Source organism: Zunongwangia sp. (genome assembly GCF_048269745.1).
In the GTDB taxonomy this organism is placed as follows: Bacteria; Bacteroidota; Bacteroidia; order Flavobacteriales; family Flavobacteriaceae; genus Zunongwangia.
In genome coordinates this window covers 52,405-67,825 of sequence record NZ_JBLXIB010000003.1, presented here as the reverse complement: position 1 = coordinate 67,825, position 15,421 = coordinate 52,405, and the positions used below count along the sequence as shown (strand labels likewise).

The 15,421-nt window shown below is 31.9% G+C and carries 12 protein-coding genes and 1 riboswitch; of the genes, 3 read left to right on the top strand and 9 right to left on the bottom strand.

All coding sequences use genetic code 11. From position 1 onward, the window contains the following. Nucleotides 1-120 precede the first annotated feature (120 nt). The 4 genes from ACN0WI_RS05130 to ACN0WI_RS05115 form a co-directional block, all read right to left on the bottom strand. Complete coding sequence (locus ACN0WI_RS05130; protein ID WP_417885571.1) at nucleotides 121-3,261, bottom strand: Eco57I restriction-modification methylase domain-containing protein; 3,141 nt, start codon at nucleotides 3,259-3,261, stop codon at nucleotides 121-123. A 424-nt stretch (nucleotides 3,262-3,685) separates the two neighbouring features. Then, a complete protein-coding gene (locus ACN0WI_RS05125) occupies nucleotides 3,686-4,321 on the bottom strand; it encodes a hypothetical protein (RefSeq protein ID WP_417885570.1) in 636 nt (211 codons plus the stop codon). Nucleotides 4,322-4,545: 224 nt separating this feature from the next. Beyond that, nucleotides 4,546-5,688, bottom strand: coding sequence for a hypothetical protein (locus ACN0WI_RS05120; RefSeq protein ID WP_417885569.1), 1,143 nt, complete (start codon nucleotides 5,686-5,688; stop codon nucleotides 4,546-4,548). Between the two features lie 113 nt (nucleotides 5,689-5,801). Continuing rightward, a riboswitch (cobalamin riboswitch) is annotated at nucleotides 5,802-6,010 on the bottom strand. 150 nt (nucleotides 6,011-6,160) lie between these two features. Further along, nucleotides 6,161-6,859 (bottom strand): nitroreductase family protein, encoded by a 699-nt coding sequence (locus ACN0WI_RS05115; protein WP_417885568.1) that lies wholly within the window; start codon nucleotides 6,857-6,859, stop codon nucleotides 6,161-6,163. Nucleotides 6,860-6,951: 92 nt separating this feature from the next. On the opposite strand from ACN0WI_RS05115, the gene ACN0WI_RS05110 reads away from it, so the two are divergent. Together ACN0WI_RS05110 and ACN0WI_RS05105 are read left to right on the top strand one after the other, a co-directional pair. Then, a complete protein-coding gene (locus ACN0WI_RS05110) occupies nucleotides 6,952-7,317 on the top strand; it encodes a winged helix-turn-helix transcriptional regulator (protein ID WP_417885567.1) in 366 nt (121 codons plus the stop codon). A gap of 111 nt (nucleotides 7,318-7,428) precedes the next feature. Beyond that, nucleotides 7,429-8,586, top strand: a complete 1,158-nt coding sequence (locus ACN0WI_RS05105) for a hypothetical protein (protein WP_417885566.1) — start codon at nucleotides 7,429-7,431, stop codon at nucleotides 8,584-8,586. Nucleotides 8,587-8,699: 113 nt separating this feature from the next. Here the strand turns inward: ACN0WI_RS05105 and hxlA are convergent, their stop codons facing one another. Together hxlA and hxlB are read right to left on the bottom strand one after the other, a co-directional pair. Next, complete coding sequence (gene hxlA / locus ACN0WI_RS05100) at nucleotides 8,700-9,329, bottom strand: 3-hexulose-6-phosphate synthase (protein WP_417885565.1); 630 nt, start codon at nucleotides 9,327-9,329, stop codon at nucleotides 8,700-8,702. Between the two features lie 51 nt (nucleotides 9,330-9,380). Then, nucleotides 9,381-9,965: a 6-phospho-3-hexuloisomerase gene (hxlB, locus tag ACN0WI_RS05095; RefSeq protein WP_417885564.1), complete on the bottom strand. Its 585-nt coding sequence runs from the start codon at nucleotides 9,963-9,965 to the stop codon at nucleotides 9,381-9,383. Nucleotides 9,966-10,157: 192 nt separating this feature from the next. On the opposite strand from hxlB, the gene ACN0WI_RS05090 reads away from it, so the two are divergent. After that, complete coding sequence (locus ACN0WI_RS05090) at nucleotides 10,158-10,982, top strand: helix-turn-helix domain-containing protein (protein ID WP_417885563.1); 825 nt, start codon at nucleotides 10,158-10,160, stop codon at nucleotides 10,980-10,982. 72 nt (nucleotides 10,983-11,054) lie between these two features. On the opposite strand, the gene ACN0WI_RS05085 is transcribed toward ACN0WI_RS05090, so the two are convergent. The 3 genes from ACN0WI_RS05085 to ACN0WI_RS05075 are packed head-to-tail and all read right to left on the bottom strand — an operon-like array spanning nucleotide 11,055 to nucleotide 15,373. After that, entirely contained in the window at nucleotides 11,055-11,885 is an 831-nt protein-coding gene (locus tag ACN0WI_RS05085; protein ID WP_417885562.1) for a DUF4249 domain-containing protein, read from the bottom strand. Between the two features lie 4 nt (nucleotides 11,886-11,889). Further along, nucleotides 11,890-14,493, bottom strand: coding sequence for a TonB-dependent receptor (locus ACN0WI_RS05080; protein WP_417885561.1), 2,604 nt, complete (start codon nucleotides 14,491-14,493; stop codon nucleotides 11,890-11,892). 28 nt (nucleotides 14,494-14,521) lie between these two features. After that, the gene (locus ACN0WI_RS05075; protein ID WP_417885559.1) at nucleotides 14,522-15,373 is read right to left on the bottom strand and encodes a FecR family protein; all 852 of its coding nucleotides are present in this window, start codon (nucleotides 15,371-15,373) and stop codon (nucleotides 14,522-14,524) included. Nucleotides 15,374-15,421 lie beyond the last annotated feature (48 nt).

Sequence of the window (15,421 nt, the reverse complement as noted above, 5' to 3'; positions counted from 1 at the left end):
CATGAATCGCCTCAATTCTATTTTTAGTTAATTATGAATTTTCCACAATAGCTATTTATCTCGCTTCATTCTATTTTTTAAGTGCTCGTGAATAAAAATCATAAGCTTTTATAGAAAAGATTAAGATTGTTCAACGATTTTTATTTCTTCTTCGGTTAGGCCATATAGTTCATACACCATTTGGTCTATTTGGTGGTCGAGCTGATTGATTTGTGTTTGTAGCTCAACGGCTTTTTTCTTGTTATCTTCAAAAAGCTCCATCCACTCAAATTCATCTTTTTTGGTGAGTATTGGTATTTCCAGTTGCTCGTTTTTACGACGCTCACGGTTTTCTTTGTTAATCGCTTTATTGAGTTCTTTAATAAACTCACCAAAATCTAACTCGTGCCAGTTTTGGAGTTTTTTAGGGAGTTTTTCTATGGAAAATTTATGAGAAATATAATTAGTAAGTTTTTTAATAATAGTATACAATTTGCCACTCATAGCCTCCATATTTTTTGTTACTAGAATGAATTTATTTTGATCAGTTGTACTAAGAATCTTCAAAGGAAGCTCTTCAATATTCCCTGATTTCATAATTGGAAAAGTCGATCTAGAATCACTGAAGATTTGTTGAAAATAAAAGTTTAATAACTTTGAATTCAATACTCCCAAAAGAAAAAAGGGATTGATTTCATCATTTAATATTTCAGTAATACATCCTGTATTGACTACATAATTTTTTAAACCATCATAGCAAAATGTCAATCTATTACCTACAAACTTGGATAACAATTTGTTTTCTAATAAGAATATCCTTTCATCCCTAGCTCTATCTAAAAGTTCTGGAATATATTGAACGTATTTTTTGTTTGGTTGAAGATTATATCTTTCTATATCACTTCCAGTTATTAACGGTTTGTGATTAATAGTTGATTTTTCATCAGAAATATATTTTTTGTCATTTCCGGTTGTTAAACCTCTCCAAACTTTAGCGACATTTTTTATTTTCTCGAATTTATTTAATTTCTTTAAAATTTTAAGAGTTTTTGAGCTTGTATTGATTAAGAATTTAGAATCTTGAGTTAGGGAAACAATATCGTTTAGTTCAACGACATCTGGAACTTGATTTATTGAAAGTTTAATGCCTACATAAGAGCTTTTATTTATTTCTTTCTTATAGGATATTATTGCTGTTTCCACACTAGCTTCTTCAAAAACAATTCCTGAATTAAATATTTCGTATATGTTAGAATTTTTGATTAAATATTCGCGTAATTTCTGAGAGTATTCGTTAGCTAAAAAAGTATTCGGTGTAATTTGAGAAATCAAACCATTTTTTTTAGTTATACTTAGAGCCAATTCTAAAAATAAATTATAAGTATTTATTTGTTGAGAAGCAGTATTAAACTTTTTCTTTATTAGATTAATTGAATTTTTATCGTACTGAAAACCTCCAATCCATCTTCCTCCTTTTATTACTAGATACGGCGGATTCCCAATCACCACATCAAAACCATCTTTAGCAAAAACTGTGGGGAATTCTTCTTCCCATTTAAAAGCCTTATCGCCGGCAACACTTTTAGCGTCGATCAAAGAATTACCACATTTAATATTGCTGCTTAGATCGTTTAATTTTCTACGCGGCTGCGCAGTACGTAACCAAAGGGAAAGTTTGGCAATTTCTACACTTTCTTCATTAATATCGACGCCGTAAATATTGTTCTCTAAAATGGTATTTTCAATATCGCTAAACACAATAGCACCGCCCAATACTTTCGCTTTTAGCTCGTCGATATAGGCGTGTTCTTTAATTAAAAATTCTAGCGCTTGGTTTAAAAATGCACCCGAGCCACAAGCCGGATCGCAAATGGTTAGCTGCAACAACCAATCTCGGTACGTATCTAGCGTGGCGAGTAATTTTTTTTTGGTGGCAACGTGGGTTCCTTTTTTAACCTCAAAATACTCTTCTTCCCGAAACTCGAGTTCGGTTTTCTTTTCTTCACACAGCTTGCCTATGGTATTTTCAACAATATATTTGGTAATGTATTTAGGCGTGTAAAAAACACCGTCTTTTTTACGTTTACTCTTTTGTTTATCAAAATTACCACCTTCAATTTCGGCATTTACACTTTCAATTTCGTTAAGCGAATTTTCAAAAATATGCCCGAGAATATTCACATCAACCTGACTTTCAAAATCGTATTTCGATAATTTTGCGGTGTATTTTGCTAATAATTCATCAGAAATTTCTAGCATATCGAGTAGCGCGTCCGGTTTAAAAAGTCCGCCATTGTAAGCAAAAATCTCAGCTTTTTTATCGGTGCCTTTTCGGCCGGTATCTAGGTAACTAAAATAAAGTTTAAAACGCTCGTACAGCGGTTGGTTAACATCCAGATCTTTTAATTGATGCCAATCGTCAATAATTTGTAAAATGGCATTGGGTGGTAACAAGCCACGATCTTCCGCAAAAAAGATAAATAGAAACCGATCGATTAATTTTTGCGATTTTTTAAAAAGAGCACGTTTTACATTTTTTTCTAACCGATCAAATTCCGTTTGTAAAGCTTCATTTTCGCTTTGCTGAATTTCTGAAATCAATTCAGAATGCCGCAAATTTTTTAACTTTTTTGCATTATTCCGCACCAAATCGCGGTATAATTCCCGTTTAAAAATGGAATAATCTTTATAAAAACCTTTGGTAATTTGTTCTTCTTCAACTAAAGAAGCTTCTTTAATTTCTAAAGGTAAACCATTAATTAAATTATCGTGCTGAAGGCATACATACAGCAGCGCAAACTGATCTTGTGTTAACTGAAATAAATTGAATTCTAAAAACTCAGTAGCATCGTTAATATAAAATCGAAGCTTTTCAAAATTAGAGGTAATTACATACACACAGCCTTTTTGGTTGGCTTTATAATCGAAGGCTTGTTGCCGAATTCCTTCTAAATGTTTAGTGTTGGTCCCTTTTAGCTCGATAACGCCTAGGGCTACTTCATCTTTTAAAATAGCACCATCTGCTTTACGCGAATTGGTTTGGTTTTTATATTCGGCTACCAAATTGTAATTGGTATTGGGCTTCATGGTATAACCCAGAATATTTACAAACAGTTCCGTTAAAAAAATACCCTGATATTCTTCTTCTTTAGAGCTTTTAATATTTTCCTGAATTTTAGGATTTAAAAAATAGCTGCTAAACTTTTTATAAGCCTTGCTAATTACAGAATTATCTTGAGCTTTTAAGTATTTTTTTAATACTGAGGTTTGAAATAATGCCATTCTTTATACTGAAGGGTTTCTTAGGTGTTTATGTTGATTTATTTTTTATTCGATACTCAAAATTTGAAGCTTTTGCGTTCTGTTTTTACAATAAGTAGTTACTCCTACCATTCTGCTCGAATTTATACCGAATAAAACTACTAAGTTAGTTTTTTTGAGGAGCAAATTACCAACTATTTTGTGCTTTTGTTGAAATTAGCTTCTATTTTACAACTCAACTTTAAGGCATAAAATAAGATTTTTTTAATTATTTCAACTTCTATTTATATAGAAAAAAACAACCCAAAATCTTTAGATTTTGGGTTGTTTTTTAAAATTATTAGTAAGCTGATATATTGAATAATATAGGATTAATAATCCAGTGTTTTTAACTTCAATACAGCTGTAATTTTTTCAGAATAAAGCATCGCGAATATGCTAAGTTTTATTTTTCTATTTTTAATTTTAGCGCATCAAAAGCATACGTATAAATGCCAATTAATCCGTATTTTGTTTCTCCTTTTTTAATTACCGTACCATTAATATCGTATTGTAATAGTTCGTTTTTAAATTTTTTATTGGCAGAACTTGCTGCAATTAAGTTTCCTCCGGCTAAGCCTGGGCCAACAATTAATCCTACCGGGAAAGCAGAGCTTGAGCTTTCCTCGTAATATCCGTTGTTAGAGGTTTCTGTTTTACTAGTGTAAACATTTAAAGGCGTTAGTAAAAGATACCACAAATACGATGCAGGGCTTTGTTTTAGTGTTTTAAAAGCTTCTTGATTTTCCATAATGTAAACTTGGTCCCCACTTTCGTAAGTTAGTTTAGCATCTCTACCAAATTTTAAATCTCTGTTAGAGTTGTTCGTTATTTTTATAGCAACAAGTTTTACCCCTTTTTTTAATTCTTTTTTAGCATATTTTTTTCTGAGTAAGCCATATTTATAATCTAGCCGAACACTATCTGATAGGTTAGTAGAAAGATAGTTGATGTTTTTTGGAGAAATAGGTTTATAACCCGATGCACAATTTGTTAATGTAGCTACTAAAAGTAGCAACATAATAATTCTAAAAATTCTCATTTTTTGATTGATTAGTTAACTTAATATAGGTTATTGTTGTAATTATTTGTTAATGCTTAGTGTTAAGTTTAATATTGGTTTTATTGTAAGTTGTTTATTATTAAATAACTATGTTTTGTAAAACGGTTTGAGATGTTAAAATTTTTAACAAAAGTATAAAAAAAGAGGAAAAATCATTGATTTTTCCTCTAATTATAAGGGTTCAGCCGTTGTGAAACTTAGAGTTATTCTGCCATAGAAAGATCGGCAGCACCTTTTATTTCAGTAGAAATTTCACCTAACGAACCTGCATTTCCTTGTGCTCCAGTATACACTTTTATAAAGTCTATACCTTTTAGAGAAACGTTATTCATATCAGCATCTACAGCCCAATCTAATTCCATTGCGTTCCCTCCGTAAGTGGCGTAATCTTCATCATAATTATCAACGTAGCCCCATTCTAACGCATCTATAGTCACAAACCTATTGTAGTTTATAGTAGGATAAACTCTTGTTCCCGTAAATGTTACTTTTTCTTGTTCCTCGATAAACAGCGGATAATAGTTTTGAGTATGGTTACTATTAACCATTACGCTATCTTTGTTTTCTTGATTATCTACCCAAGGTACGTTTGCATATTCTCCAGGATTGGTGTAAGTAACTTCGTAATTAGATAATGTTTCTTCAGCAGTATGTGCGCTTCCGGCTAGTTCGTACCAAGTATCGTCGGGTAATCCGTTTCCATTAGTATCGAAAGAAACTTGTACAATTCCCGGTTCCGATGAGCCATTAAAGGCATTTCCGTACACAACAAAATCTTTCTCGTTTTCTCGATTTTCAATAGTATGATCAAAACTAAAAATTACATAGCCTCCCCAAGCTCCTAATGATACCATACCTGATTTTCCGCCTACTAATTTTTGAGCATCTTCTAACGTACCATAACTAGCATTTATGTATTGACTGGGAGCCGGCTTATATTCTATGATTTCAGAAATATAAGCGCTACTACTTTCGGTTTTTGGCCGAACGTATAAATTGTAAGGATCGTTTACGATTACCTGATAGTTTCTCGAAAGCGTATCGTATTCGGCTATGGCTATAAAATTAAGCGAAAAAGTGCCGGACTCAGCTGGTGTATAATTTAATTCGTGTTTTTTGGCAATAGTTTCATCATCAAGTTTCCAGCTAAAGCTAGTTTGTGACGGAAGGTTAAGAATTTCAGGCTGTAAATTGATAGTTTCGCCTAATAGTATTTCCTGATTTTCTGGGTAAGTGGGAGTAGCAAATTCCATAGGGATATTAATTTCATCTTCGTCGCTACACGAAGAGAAAAAGCTTACGATTGCAAGCGAAGCTAATAAATAAAAAGATAATTTTTGTTGCATTTGCTTAGTATTAAGGTTTGAAATTAATTAATAGTTACCAAACAAAACAATAGGAGGGAATAGGGTAGAATACCATTAAACATATACACCCAAAACCTTAACTCCCGAAAGTTTTGTTTTTTGTGATTTTAGGCAGGTATTCTGACTTATCTCTCTTTTTTACACCTTCCCATCTTAAAATAGACAGTGGTTTTACTAGTAAAAAGATTATTTCCGAATATAGCGGAAGAGACTTACAGCAGCGGGAACTGTTCCGGATTTACACCGGATTCCCTTTTAATACAATTTCAAAAAAATTGTAACCAAAAATCTAGGCAATATTAGGTAAAATTAATAGGAAAACGAATAACTACTATTAAAATAAAAAATGATTCGTTTTAAAGGGATTTCGTTATAAAAAAAATCCTAAAAATTAGGTTCTAAATTTTAGATACCTAGTTTTTAGGATTAATACAATAAGTAGATTAACTTATTATTTGTTTGGTAAAGAGCCTATTGTTTTACCTGAAGGAGCTTCATCAAAATCAGCCGCATCTTCAATAGTCATTTCAGTAATAAAGTCTTCTTTTGGGGTTCTAACTTTTTTCATATTTACTAACCAATCTTCACTTTCTTCTCGGTATCCTAGTGGTAAAAGTAAGGTGCTTTTATATCCGCTTCCTTCTAGTTTTAGGAGTTTGTCTAGTTTTTCAGGAACAAAGCCTTCAACTGGGGTAGCATCTACTTTTTGCTCGGCAGCTGCAGCAATAGCCATTGCAAACGAAATATAACTTTGTTTAGAAGCATGGTGGGCTTGCCATTCTTCACCTAAAGGTTCGTATAAGCTTAAAATATTCGCTTTATAATCATCCATGGTGCTATGTGGCAATCCGCGTTCATCCATTGTGTAATTAAATACGTCGCTTACACGCTTATTGGTATACTTATCCCAAGCAACAAAAACTAGTAAATGGGAGCAATCTGTTATTTGGCTTTGGTTCCAAGAAATTCCTTTTATTTTTTCTAATAAAGCTTTATCAGAAATTACTATAATTTTATAAGGTTGTAATCCAGAAGAAGAAGGGGACATACGTGCCGCTTCTAGTATATAATCTAATTTTTCTTGAGGTACTTTTGTACCGTTCATTTTTTTTGTGGCATAACGCCAATTTAAATTATCCAGTAAACTCATTAGTTTCAATTTTTTTACAAATTTACAATATATACTTTAATTTGGTAACTTTGTGACAAAAAGTAACAGTGACATTTAAGTAACCACTTATTATGGAAGATGTAAAAGAAATTAAAATACCAACAATTCAGAATTGTTCCCAAAAAATAAGAGCTATTCACGATACAATGGATGCCTTAAGTGGCAAGTGGAAAGTCTCGATTATAGCTTGCTTATGTTTTCGGCCTATGCGATATTCGGAATTATTGAAAGAGGTAAAAGGAATTTCCGGAAAGATGTTAAGTAGGGAGTTGAAGGATTTAGAGCTAAACGATTTAATTTTTCGGCATGTTTCAGAAAATAAACCAATAACCGTTACTTATGAAATTTCGGAATACGGGAAATCTCTAAAAAAGGTGATTGATGTGATTGCAGAATGGGGATTAAACCATAGAAAGAATACTATCAATAAATTTTGAATTTCTTATTTTGAAAATTCAAATCTAATTTAAATACAATAATTTATTATAAATTTTGTTGAAAATAGTATTCAGTAGAAATCATTTATGTTTAGTAAACCAAGATTAGCTATGTTCAATTTAATTAAGAATAGTAAAATTTATTCTGTTTTTTTATTCATTTTCAGTGTCACTTTTTTAGTGAGTTGTAACTCTTCTCACCAAAAAGATTTTAAATGGGATAACGATATAAAACAATTAACAGGAGGCGATTTAGACGAGTGGTTACATAAAGCTTCATTCGAAAATGAATTGAAAAGTGATAATCCTGATGAGAATATGATAACTAATGCCGATGTCGTATTTCCGTTTATCGGTAATTATTATAATGCTGTTGAAAAATTAAACGATTATTACGTTTCAGAAAAAAATGATGCTTCGATATTTAAAAATAAGACGGTTTTATATAAAGATCCAAAATGGGGCGATTTGTGTTTAAATAGTGTATTGTTGTTTGAGCCAGAAGAAGTGTATTTAAAAGATTTTTATACCACAACCGGAAATCCTGCTTTTAGCGGTACTAATGCTATACATCAGTCGTATTCGGCACATTTAGCAGAAACCTCAGTATTTACCAATACCTATCCAACAATTAAAACCGGAATTTATGAGGTAAGTATTCAAAACAAAATGTATTTACTAGGATTTTATCAAAAAGGAAAATTAGTTTTCGAAATAGCTATTGCATATACTCCAGATAATTTACCTGAGGTTTTAAATAAATTGAAATCTGTAAATACCGAATTAGGCTTAAATGTTAAGGAATGGGAAGCTGCAAAACCGGAAGATGTAAAACCATTGCCTACTAAAAACACCTTTTGGAAAAATCCGTATGTAGGCTTATATCCTGATCGATATATGTTGAATATGGTAGAACTAAAATTAAAGGATACACCATTTCAGTCGGTTAGAAATCCAGAAGAAGGAGAGTATGCCTATCAATATCAGTCAGAATACGGAACCGTTTCTTTGTTTACTTTTTTAAAGAAAGCCACAAAGAGCAAGACCGAATTTAATGCTGATAAAGATGGTTTTAAAGAATATAAAAATGATAACCAGCGGATTTTTTATAAAGAAGAAAATGACGGTAAACAAATTAAAGGGCGAGCATTAATTTATGCTAAAGACAGTAATTATGTAGAATTACATTATTTAGTTCCGGTAAAAGATACTGATTCTCAAGCTATGATTCACAAGATGTTGCAAACATTAAAAGTGCGTAGTTTTTAATTAAATTTATTAGGCTATACAAACAAAAAAGATTGAGCATTTTGCTCAATCTTTTTTAAATTATAGTTACTAGTGATCGAAAGAAAATAGCAACTACAGAATTTAAACAGGGATTATGCAGTTAAGGCTTCTTTTAAAGCTTTAGCAGCAGCAGCAGGATCTTCTGCTCCGTAAATAGCTCCACCAGCTACAGCTACAACAGCACCAGATTCTTTAACGGCTTTAATGCTAGTTGCATTAACACCACCAGCAATAGATACCGGTACGCCAGCTTTAGCAGCTTCATCGATTAATACTTGAATCGAGTAACCTTCTTTTGCTTGCTCATCTAAACCAGCATGTAATTCTACAAATGCTACTCCTAATTTAGTAACTTCTTGAGCACGTTGTACACGATCTTTAACACCAATAGTATCTACAACAACAGCTCTATCATATTTTTTGGCAGCTTCTACAGCTCCAATTACTGTAGCATCATCTACAGAACCTAAAATAGTAATATAATCAGCTCCTGCTTTAAAAGCCATTTCAGCTTCTAAACCACCGGCATCTGCAGTTTTAAAATCAGCAAAAACCATTTTATCAGGAAATGCTTCTTTCATAGCAGTAATAGCGCTAACACCTTCACTTTTAATAAGTGGAGTACCTAATTCTATAATGTCGATATATGGAGCTACTTTTGTTGCTAATGCAATAGCGTCTTCTGTTGTAAGTAAATCTATTGCTACTTGTAATTTAGTCATATTTGAAATTTGTTAAATTTTTATTCTATTATTTATACTCTTACTAATTTGTTATTCTATGTTGGTATGGCGTTTCCAAAGTTCTTCTGCACTGCTTGTAGAACTTTCCCATAAAAATTGAATAAGGGAGTCGAAAAGTAGTAAGAATGCTTGCTCAAAAAGGCTACCTGCATATTGTTTAGAAACTTCTGAATCGTGATCTTGTTTCCCAGCTGCAGGAATAGTAATGGTGTAATTAGCAAAATCTACTAAAGTTGAAGTATTATCTGTAGTAAAAGCGATTACTTTTGTTTTATTTTTATACGCAGTTTTAGCAGCATTTACAATAGAGCTTGTAGTTCCCGATCCGGAAACAGTAATTAAAATATCGTCTTTTTCAATAGCTGGAGTAATTGTTTCTCCCACTACGTACACCGAATATCCTAAATGCATTAAACGCATTGCAGCAGCTTTTACCATAAATCCAGTTCTACCTGCACCAATCAAAAAAATATTCTTCGCTTCCTCAAGCGGTTCTACGATATAAAGTAATGATGAAAAATCTAGCGATTTGTATAGGTTAATATGCTCATCAATTATCATTTTATAAGCATTTTTTATATCGGGTTGTTTTTCAATTTTATCTAAATATTCCATAACTCCTTCTATTTAAAATAACACCTGTTGTAGGGGAGGGCAAAGCTACATCTAGTTTTTAGCTAAATTTGTACACTATTTGGTACATGTTTGGTACAATTTGCTAAGAGTTGATTATTGTTTGGTGTTATTAGCTATTTTTGTGGCATAATATGGAAAAACAGTTTTTTCCTTTTAATTTATGTTGAAAATATGCTAAGTGATAAAGTGATGTATATTCGGGATCTTGCCGATTGTCCCCCTTCGTATTTAGATGATCCCGGAAGAAGAGAATTTTTTGAAATTGTATGGCTAAAAGATGAAGAAGCTTTACACACCCCACAACATTCTTTCCAGACACTTCGAGGAGATTGGATTTATTTAATACCACCTTACCGAGTTCATCAATTAAATAAAGCGGGAAAAAAAGGAAGTTTACTTTCTTTTAAACGAGAATTACTTGAAGACGATTTAAAGACTTTTTTATTAGATGTATTCCGAATGTTTAATATACAAGGAGAATTTTCTTGTTTGCAGGTAAACGAAGATAACTCGAAAGGATTAAAAGCTATTTACGATTTATTATTGATAGAATACTCAAAAGAAGAAAAGAACCTTATTATGTTGAAGGCACTTCTAAAAGTATTTTTATTACAATTAATACAAATAAAAGAACAGCATTTTACCTTACAAGATATTAATGAGAAGCGTGTTTATAAATTTATGTTACTGCTTGAAGTTAATTATTTAGAAGAACGAGATACTAATTTTTACGCTAAAGAATTAGGAATAAGCTCGAAACGATTAAACCAAATTTTAAAAGAAAAACTCGATAAAACCGGACTTCAATTAATACACGATCGGATTATATTAGAAGCAAAACGGCAAATAATACATAGTGAAAATACCATTAAAGAAATTTCGTTTTATTTGAAGTTTAAAGATCGCTCGTATTTTAGTCGGTTTTTTAAACAACATACCGGTTTAACACCGCAAGAATTTAAAGTAAGTGTGAAAGATCCTATGTTAAAACAATAAAATGTACTTTACAATATACACCCAAAAAAAGCAACCTAGGGGTTGCTTTTTTTATGGGGTTGGTACTTGTTTTTACTGGAAAGTATATTCTGTAACTTTTGCTTCTGATAATCTAAAATAGCCAAATGCAAAATGATTGGCGTTGGTTTGGTTTATAATATTTCCACGTATATTAGCCGGAGGAGTACCAAATGGATTGTCAGAAGAAGATTCGTTAATTAAGGTTATATAATTATAAAATTGTTCTGAAATACATCGAAATGTAATATCTATACGTTCTCCTACTTCAAGATCTTCATCAGAAAAGCTATCTTCAATTTCATTTCCATCATAAAAATCACCATCGGTTAAGCTATAATATGGATATTGAAGAAAATTAGTATCGTAGCGTGTCAGGTAATAATTATCCTCATTAGCTGGATCATCATAAAATATGCTTATTTGATTATCTTTCCCAAGAAATCCACCATCACTTTTTTGCTCTATTCGTTTAATTTCCGGTGAGCCGATCATGGTTTCTGTAGCCGTATACACTTCACCGTCAACAGTTATTTCTAATTGATATTGCGCTCCGATAGCCGGAATAAAATTAGTACAAGCGTAAGTTCCGGGAGTCTCGGTTTCAGAAAAAATAAATTCATCCCCAGCTTCATTTTTAATAATTACATTTGCATCAGAAACTTTTGTAGTTTCTTCATTATAATACTCGGTAAGTCGAGATAAATATATTTCTTGATTGCTACCTGTAGTTTCATTACGCCATAAAATTTCAGCGTCTACAACTAATCGTGGTTCACCGGTATCTAAATCTACATGGATAACATCTTCGCAAGCGCAAAGAATAGAGATTAACAGGAGTAAACCAGTTATTTTAAAATATCGGGATATTGTATAAAAAGGCATTTTATTAAAATTTAAAGTTATAAGAAACACTTGGTAATAAACCGAAAATCGATAATCTTCTAGCTTCGTTTACGCCGGTATCGTCGTTAGTTGTAAACCTAATAGATGCCGCATTTCTACGGTTATATACGTTATAGATACTGAATACCCAGTGGCTTTGCCATCCTTTCTTTTTTTTAGGTTTAGGGGTATAGGTTGCCGCTAAATCTAAATGATGGTAAAGTGGTAATCTATTTTCGTTTCTAGCAGTGTAATTAGGAACCCGAATACCTCCAATTTCATAATATCCGTTAGGGTAGGTAACAGGCTGGCCAGATTGTAACGAGAAATTAGCGCTATAAGACCATTTTTTTGAATACTCGTAATTCCCGATGACACTTAAATTATGCAGTTTGTCGTAGGGAGATAGATACCAATTGCCATTAGCAATACCGGGTTCCGAAGGTGTATTTCCGGTTGTTTTTTGTTCAGCGCGAGAAAGCGTGTACGAAATCCATCCGGTTAAATCTCCTTTATTTTTTTTAAATAAAAATTCAAGTCCGTATGCTCTTGCCTTTCCGTTAAGCAATACTTGTTCAATGTCGTTATTTGCTACGAGGTCAGCACCATCTACATAATCAATTCTATTTTTTATATTCTTATAAAAAACTTCTGTTTCTAAAGAATAGGTTTTATCATTAAAATTTCTAAAATATCCCAATGCATACTGATCTAGCAATTGTGGCTTAATAAAAGGGCCGCTTGGCGTCCAGATATTAACAGGGCTAGGGGATTGGCTGTTAGAAATAATATGTAAATATTGCGCCATCCGGTTATAACTAGCTTTAAAAGACGTTTTATCATTTAAAATATAAGATACTGCTAATCTAGGTTCCAGATTACTGAAATGAGAGATCACTTCTCCGGAACTGTAACTAGTAGTTCCGGTAGGAGTGGCCTTTTCATAAATATTGAAAGTAGGGTTAAATATTTGTGGATTTTCAGCATAATTATTTACATCTTGGGGGCCGAACCTGTAAAATAGGCTGTAACGCAAACCATACCGAAGCTGAATTTTATCAGAAATTTTTTGACTTACATCTAGATAAGCTGAAGGCTCCAATGCATATTTTTTATCCAATTGTCTAAAATTAATAGGCGAATCTTCATTATCGGGCTTTAGTGTTCCTGGATTAAAGCTATAATAAAGGGCATCGACACCGTAATTAAGCTGAATTTTATCGGAAATAAAATGTTGCCAATCGTATTTTAAACCGATATTTTTAATATTGCTTTCCCAATTAAGATCTTGGCTGCTAAGCGTTAATTTAAATGTATAATCGCTATAAAATACTGATAAATTAGTATTTATATCTTGATTAAACCGATGTTTCCAATCTAATTTCCCCATTTTGTTTCCATAAGTACTTACAAAACTATCGTTTAAATCGAATACATCACTCCCTAGGTATCCTGAAAATTCTAAGCTATTAGTATTGTTTATACGATAGTTTAATTTAGAATTTAAATCATAGAATTTAGCAGAATTCTCATCATCAGCTAAAAGCAAATGTGCATAAGAGGAACGCCCAGCTAGCATAAAAGAGGCTTTGTCTTTCTTGATGGGACCTTCTACTTTTAGTCGACTTGAGATGAGTCCAATTCCACCGTCAACTTTAAATTTTTTATAATCGCCATTATTCTGATAAACATCTAATACAGAAGAAACTCGCCCACCGTATTTAGAAGGAATACCGCCTTTGTATAAATCTAAACTCTTAATAGCATCTGCATTAAAAACAGAGAAAAAACCAAACATGTGAGAATCGCTATAAATAGGTACATCATCTAATAAAATTAAATTTTGGTCGGCTGCTCCACCACGAACATTAAAACCTGAAGCTCCTTCTCCTGCATTGGTAACTCCGGGAAGTGTAAGTAAGGATTTTAACGGATCGGCTTCTCCCATGGCTACTGGAATTTGTTTAATTTCTTGAGTACTTAAACTATTGATACTCATTTGGGGTTTTTTGATATTGGTAGCATTATTTTTTTGATCAATTACTACTTCTTGTAATATTTCTCCACTTTCTTTAAGTTGAAAATTTTTGGTGGTATTTTTAGTAATTGCAATAGGTTCTTTAATACTAGTATAACCAATAAAGCTAATATCTATAGTATATTTTCCTTCAGGAATTTTTAAAGAAAAATAGCCATTAGTGTTAGAGGTTGTACCTATCTTTAATTTTGGAATATAAATAGTAGCACCAAATAAAGGTTGGTTTTCACTATCTGTTATTTGTCCCGAAAGCGAATAGGTTGCTTGAGAAATTTCTTTTGTTTTTTGCTTTACAGTAATATTATTTCCAACAATTTTAAATTCATACGGCAAACTAGTATTTAATTGGCTTACCAGTTCCGGTACCGGAATGTTATTATAAGTAATGGGACTTTCTAGCTTGCTTTTAGGGTTTATACCATCACTAAAAGCCATTTTATAATTGGTCTGGCTTTCTATTTGAGCAATTAAGTTGTCTAAACTGCTTTTTTGAGGAAGTGTAATGGATAAGTTTTGGCAAAAAACACTCGAGCTTAGTATTATATAGCAAGAGAATAAAAAATACTTCATTTAATTCTGATTTTGGGTAGTTAGGATATTATTGCTTAGAATAGAATATGATTTTTCTAGATGACTGATCAATAATAAATTCTAAATCGTAAATTTCTGCTATTGTTTTGCATATAGTTTTAGGCATTTCTTTTTTGCGAATTCTGAGTGTTATTTTTTGATTGATATATTTTTCTGGTATTTCTATTTTATAAGAATATTGTTGGTTTATATAACTAATTAAATCTTTTAGAGTAGTATTGTTGAAATCTTTAAACCGTTCGAAATTAGATACTAATACGTTGTTTTTGGAATACGTAATTTCTTCACCGGGAGCTAACAGCCAACTCTTATAATCTCCTTTTACATTCATTTTAATACTGCCTTCGTATAATTTAATGTGTACCGATTTTTGTGGATTTTGTTTAATTGAAAAAGAAGTCCCTAAAACTGTAGTAATTGTTTTTAAACAAGTAACACTAAATGGATGTTTTTTGTCTTTCGAGACATCAAAAAAAGCTTCTCCCGAAAGTTCAACTTTTCGGTTTGCTCTAAAATTGGTAGTATAAGTTAATTTTGAGTTTGGATATAACTGAACCGAACTACTATCAGGTAGTTTAACTCTTTTAATTTTTTCACCTAGGTTGCTAACAATAGTAACTTCAGCATCAGGGAAAGCAACAGATTTTGTAAAGTATATAAAACTTACCGATGCTATTACCAACACAAAAATCGCTGCAGCATATCTCCAATATTTAAATTGAAAAGAGGTGTTTTTGTTTCGTAATTTTTTTGAAGCAAAAGTCTCCCATTCCGCTTCTTTCTTTTTAGTAGAGCATTTAGGAGCTTCTTCATTCCAAAAATCATTAAAATCTTTATCGAAATTAGTGTCTTTATTCATTTAAAAATATAGTAAACTATCAGTTAATAGTATAAATTCTCTTCGTGT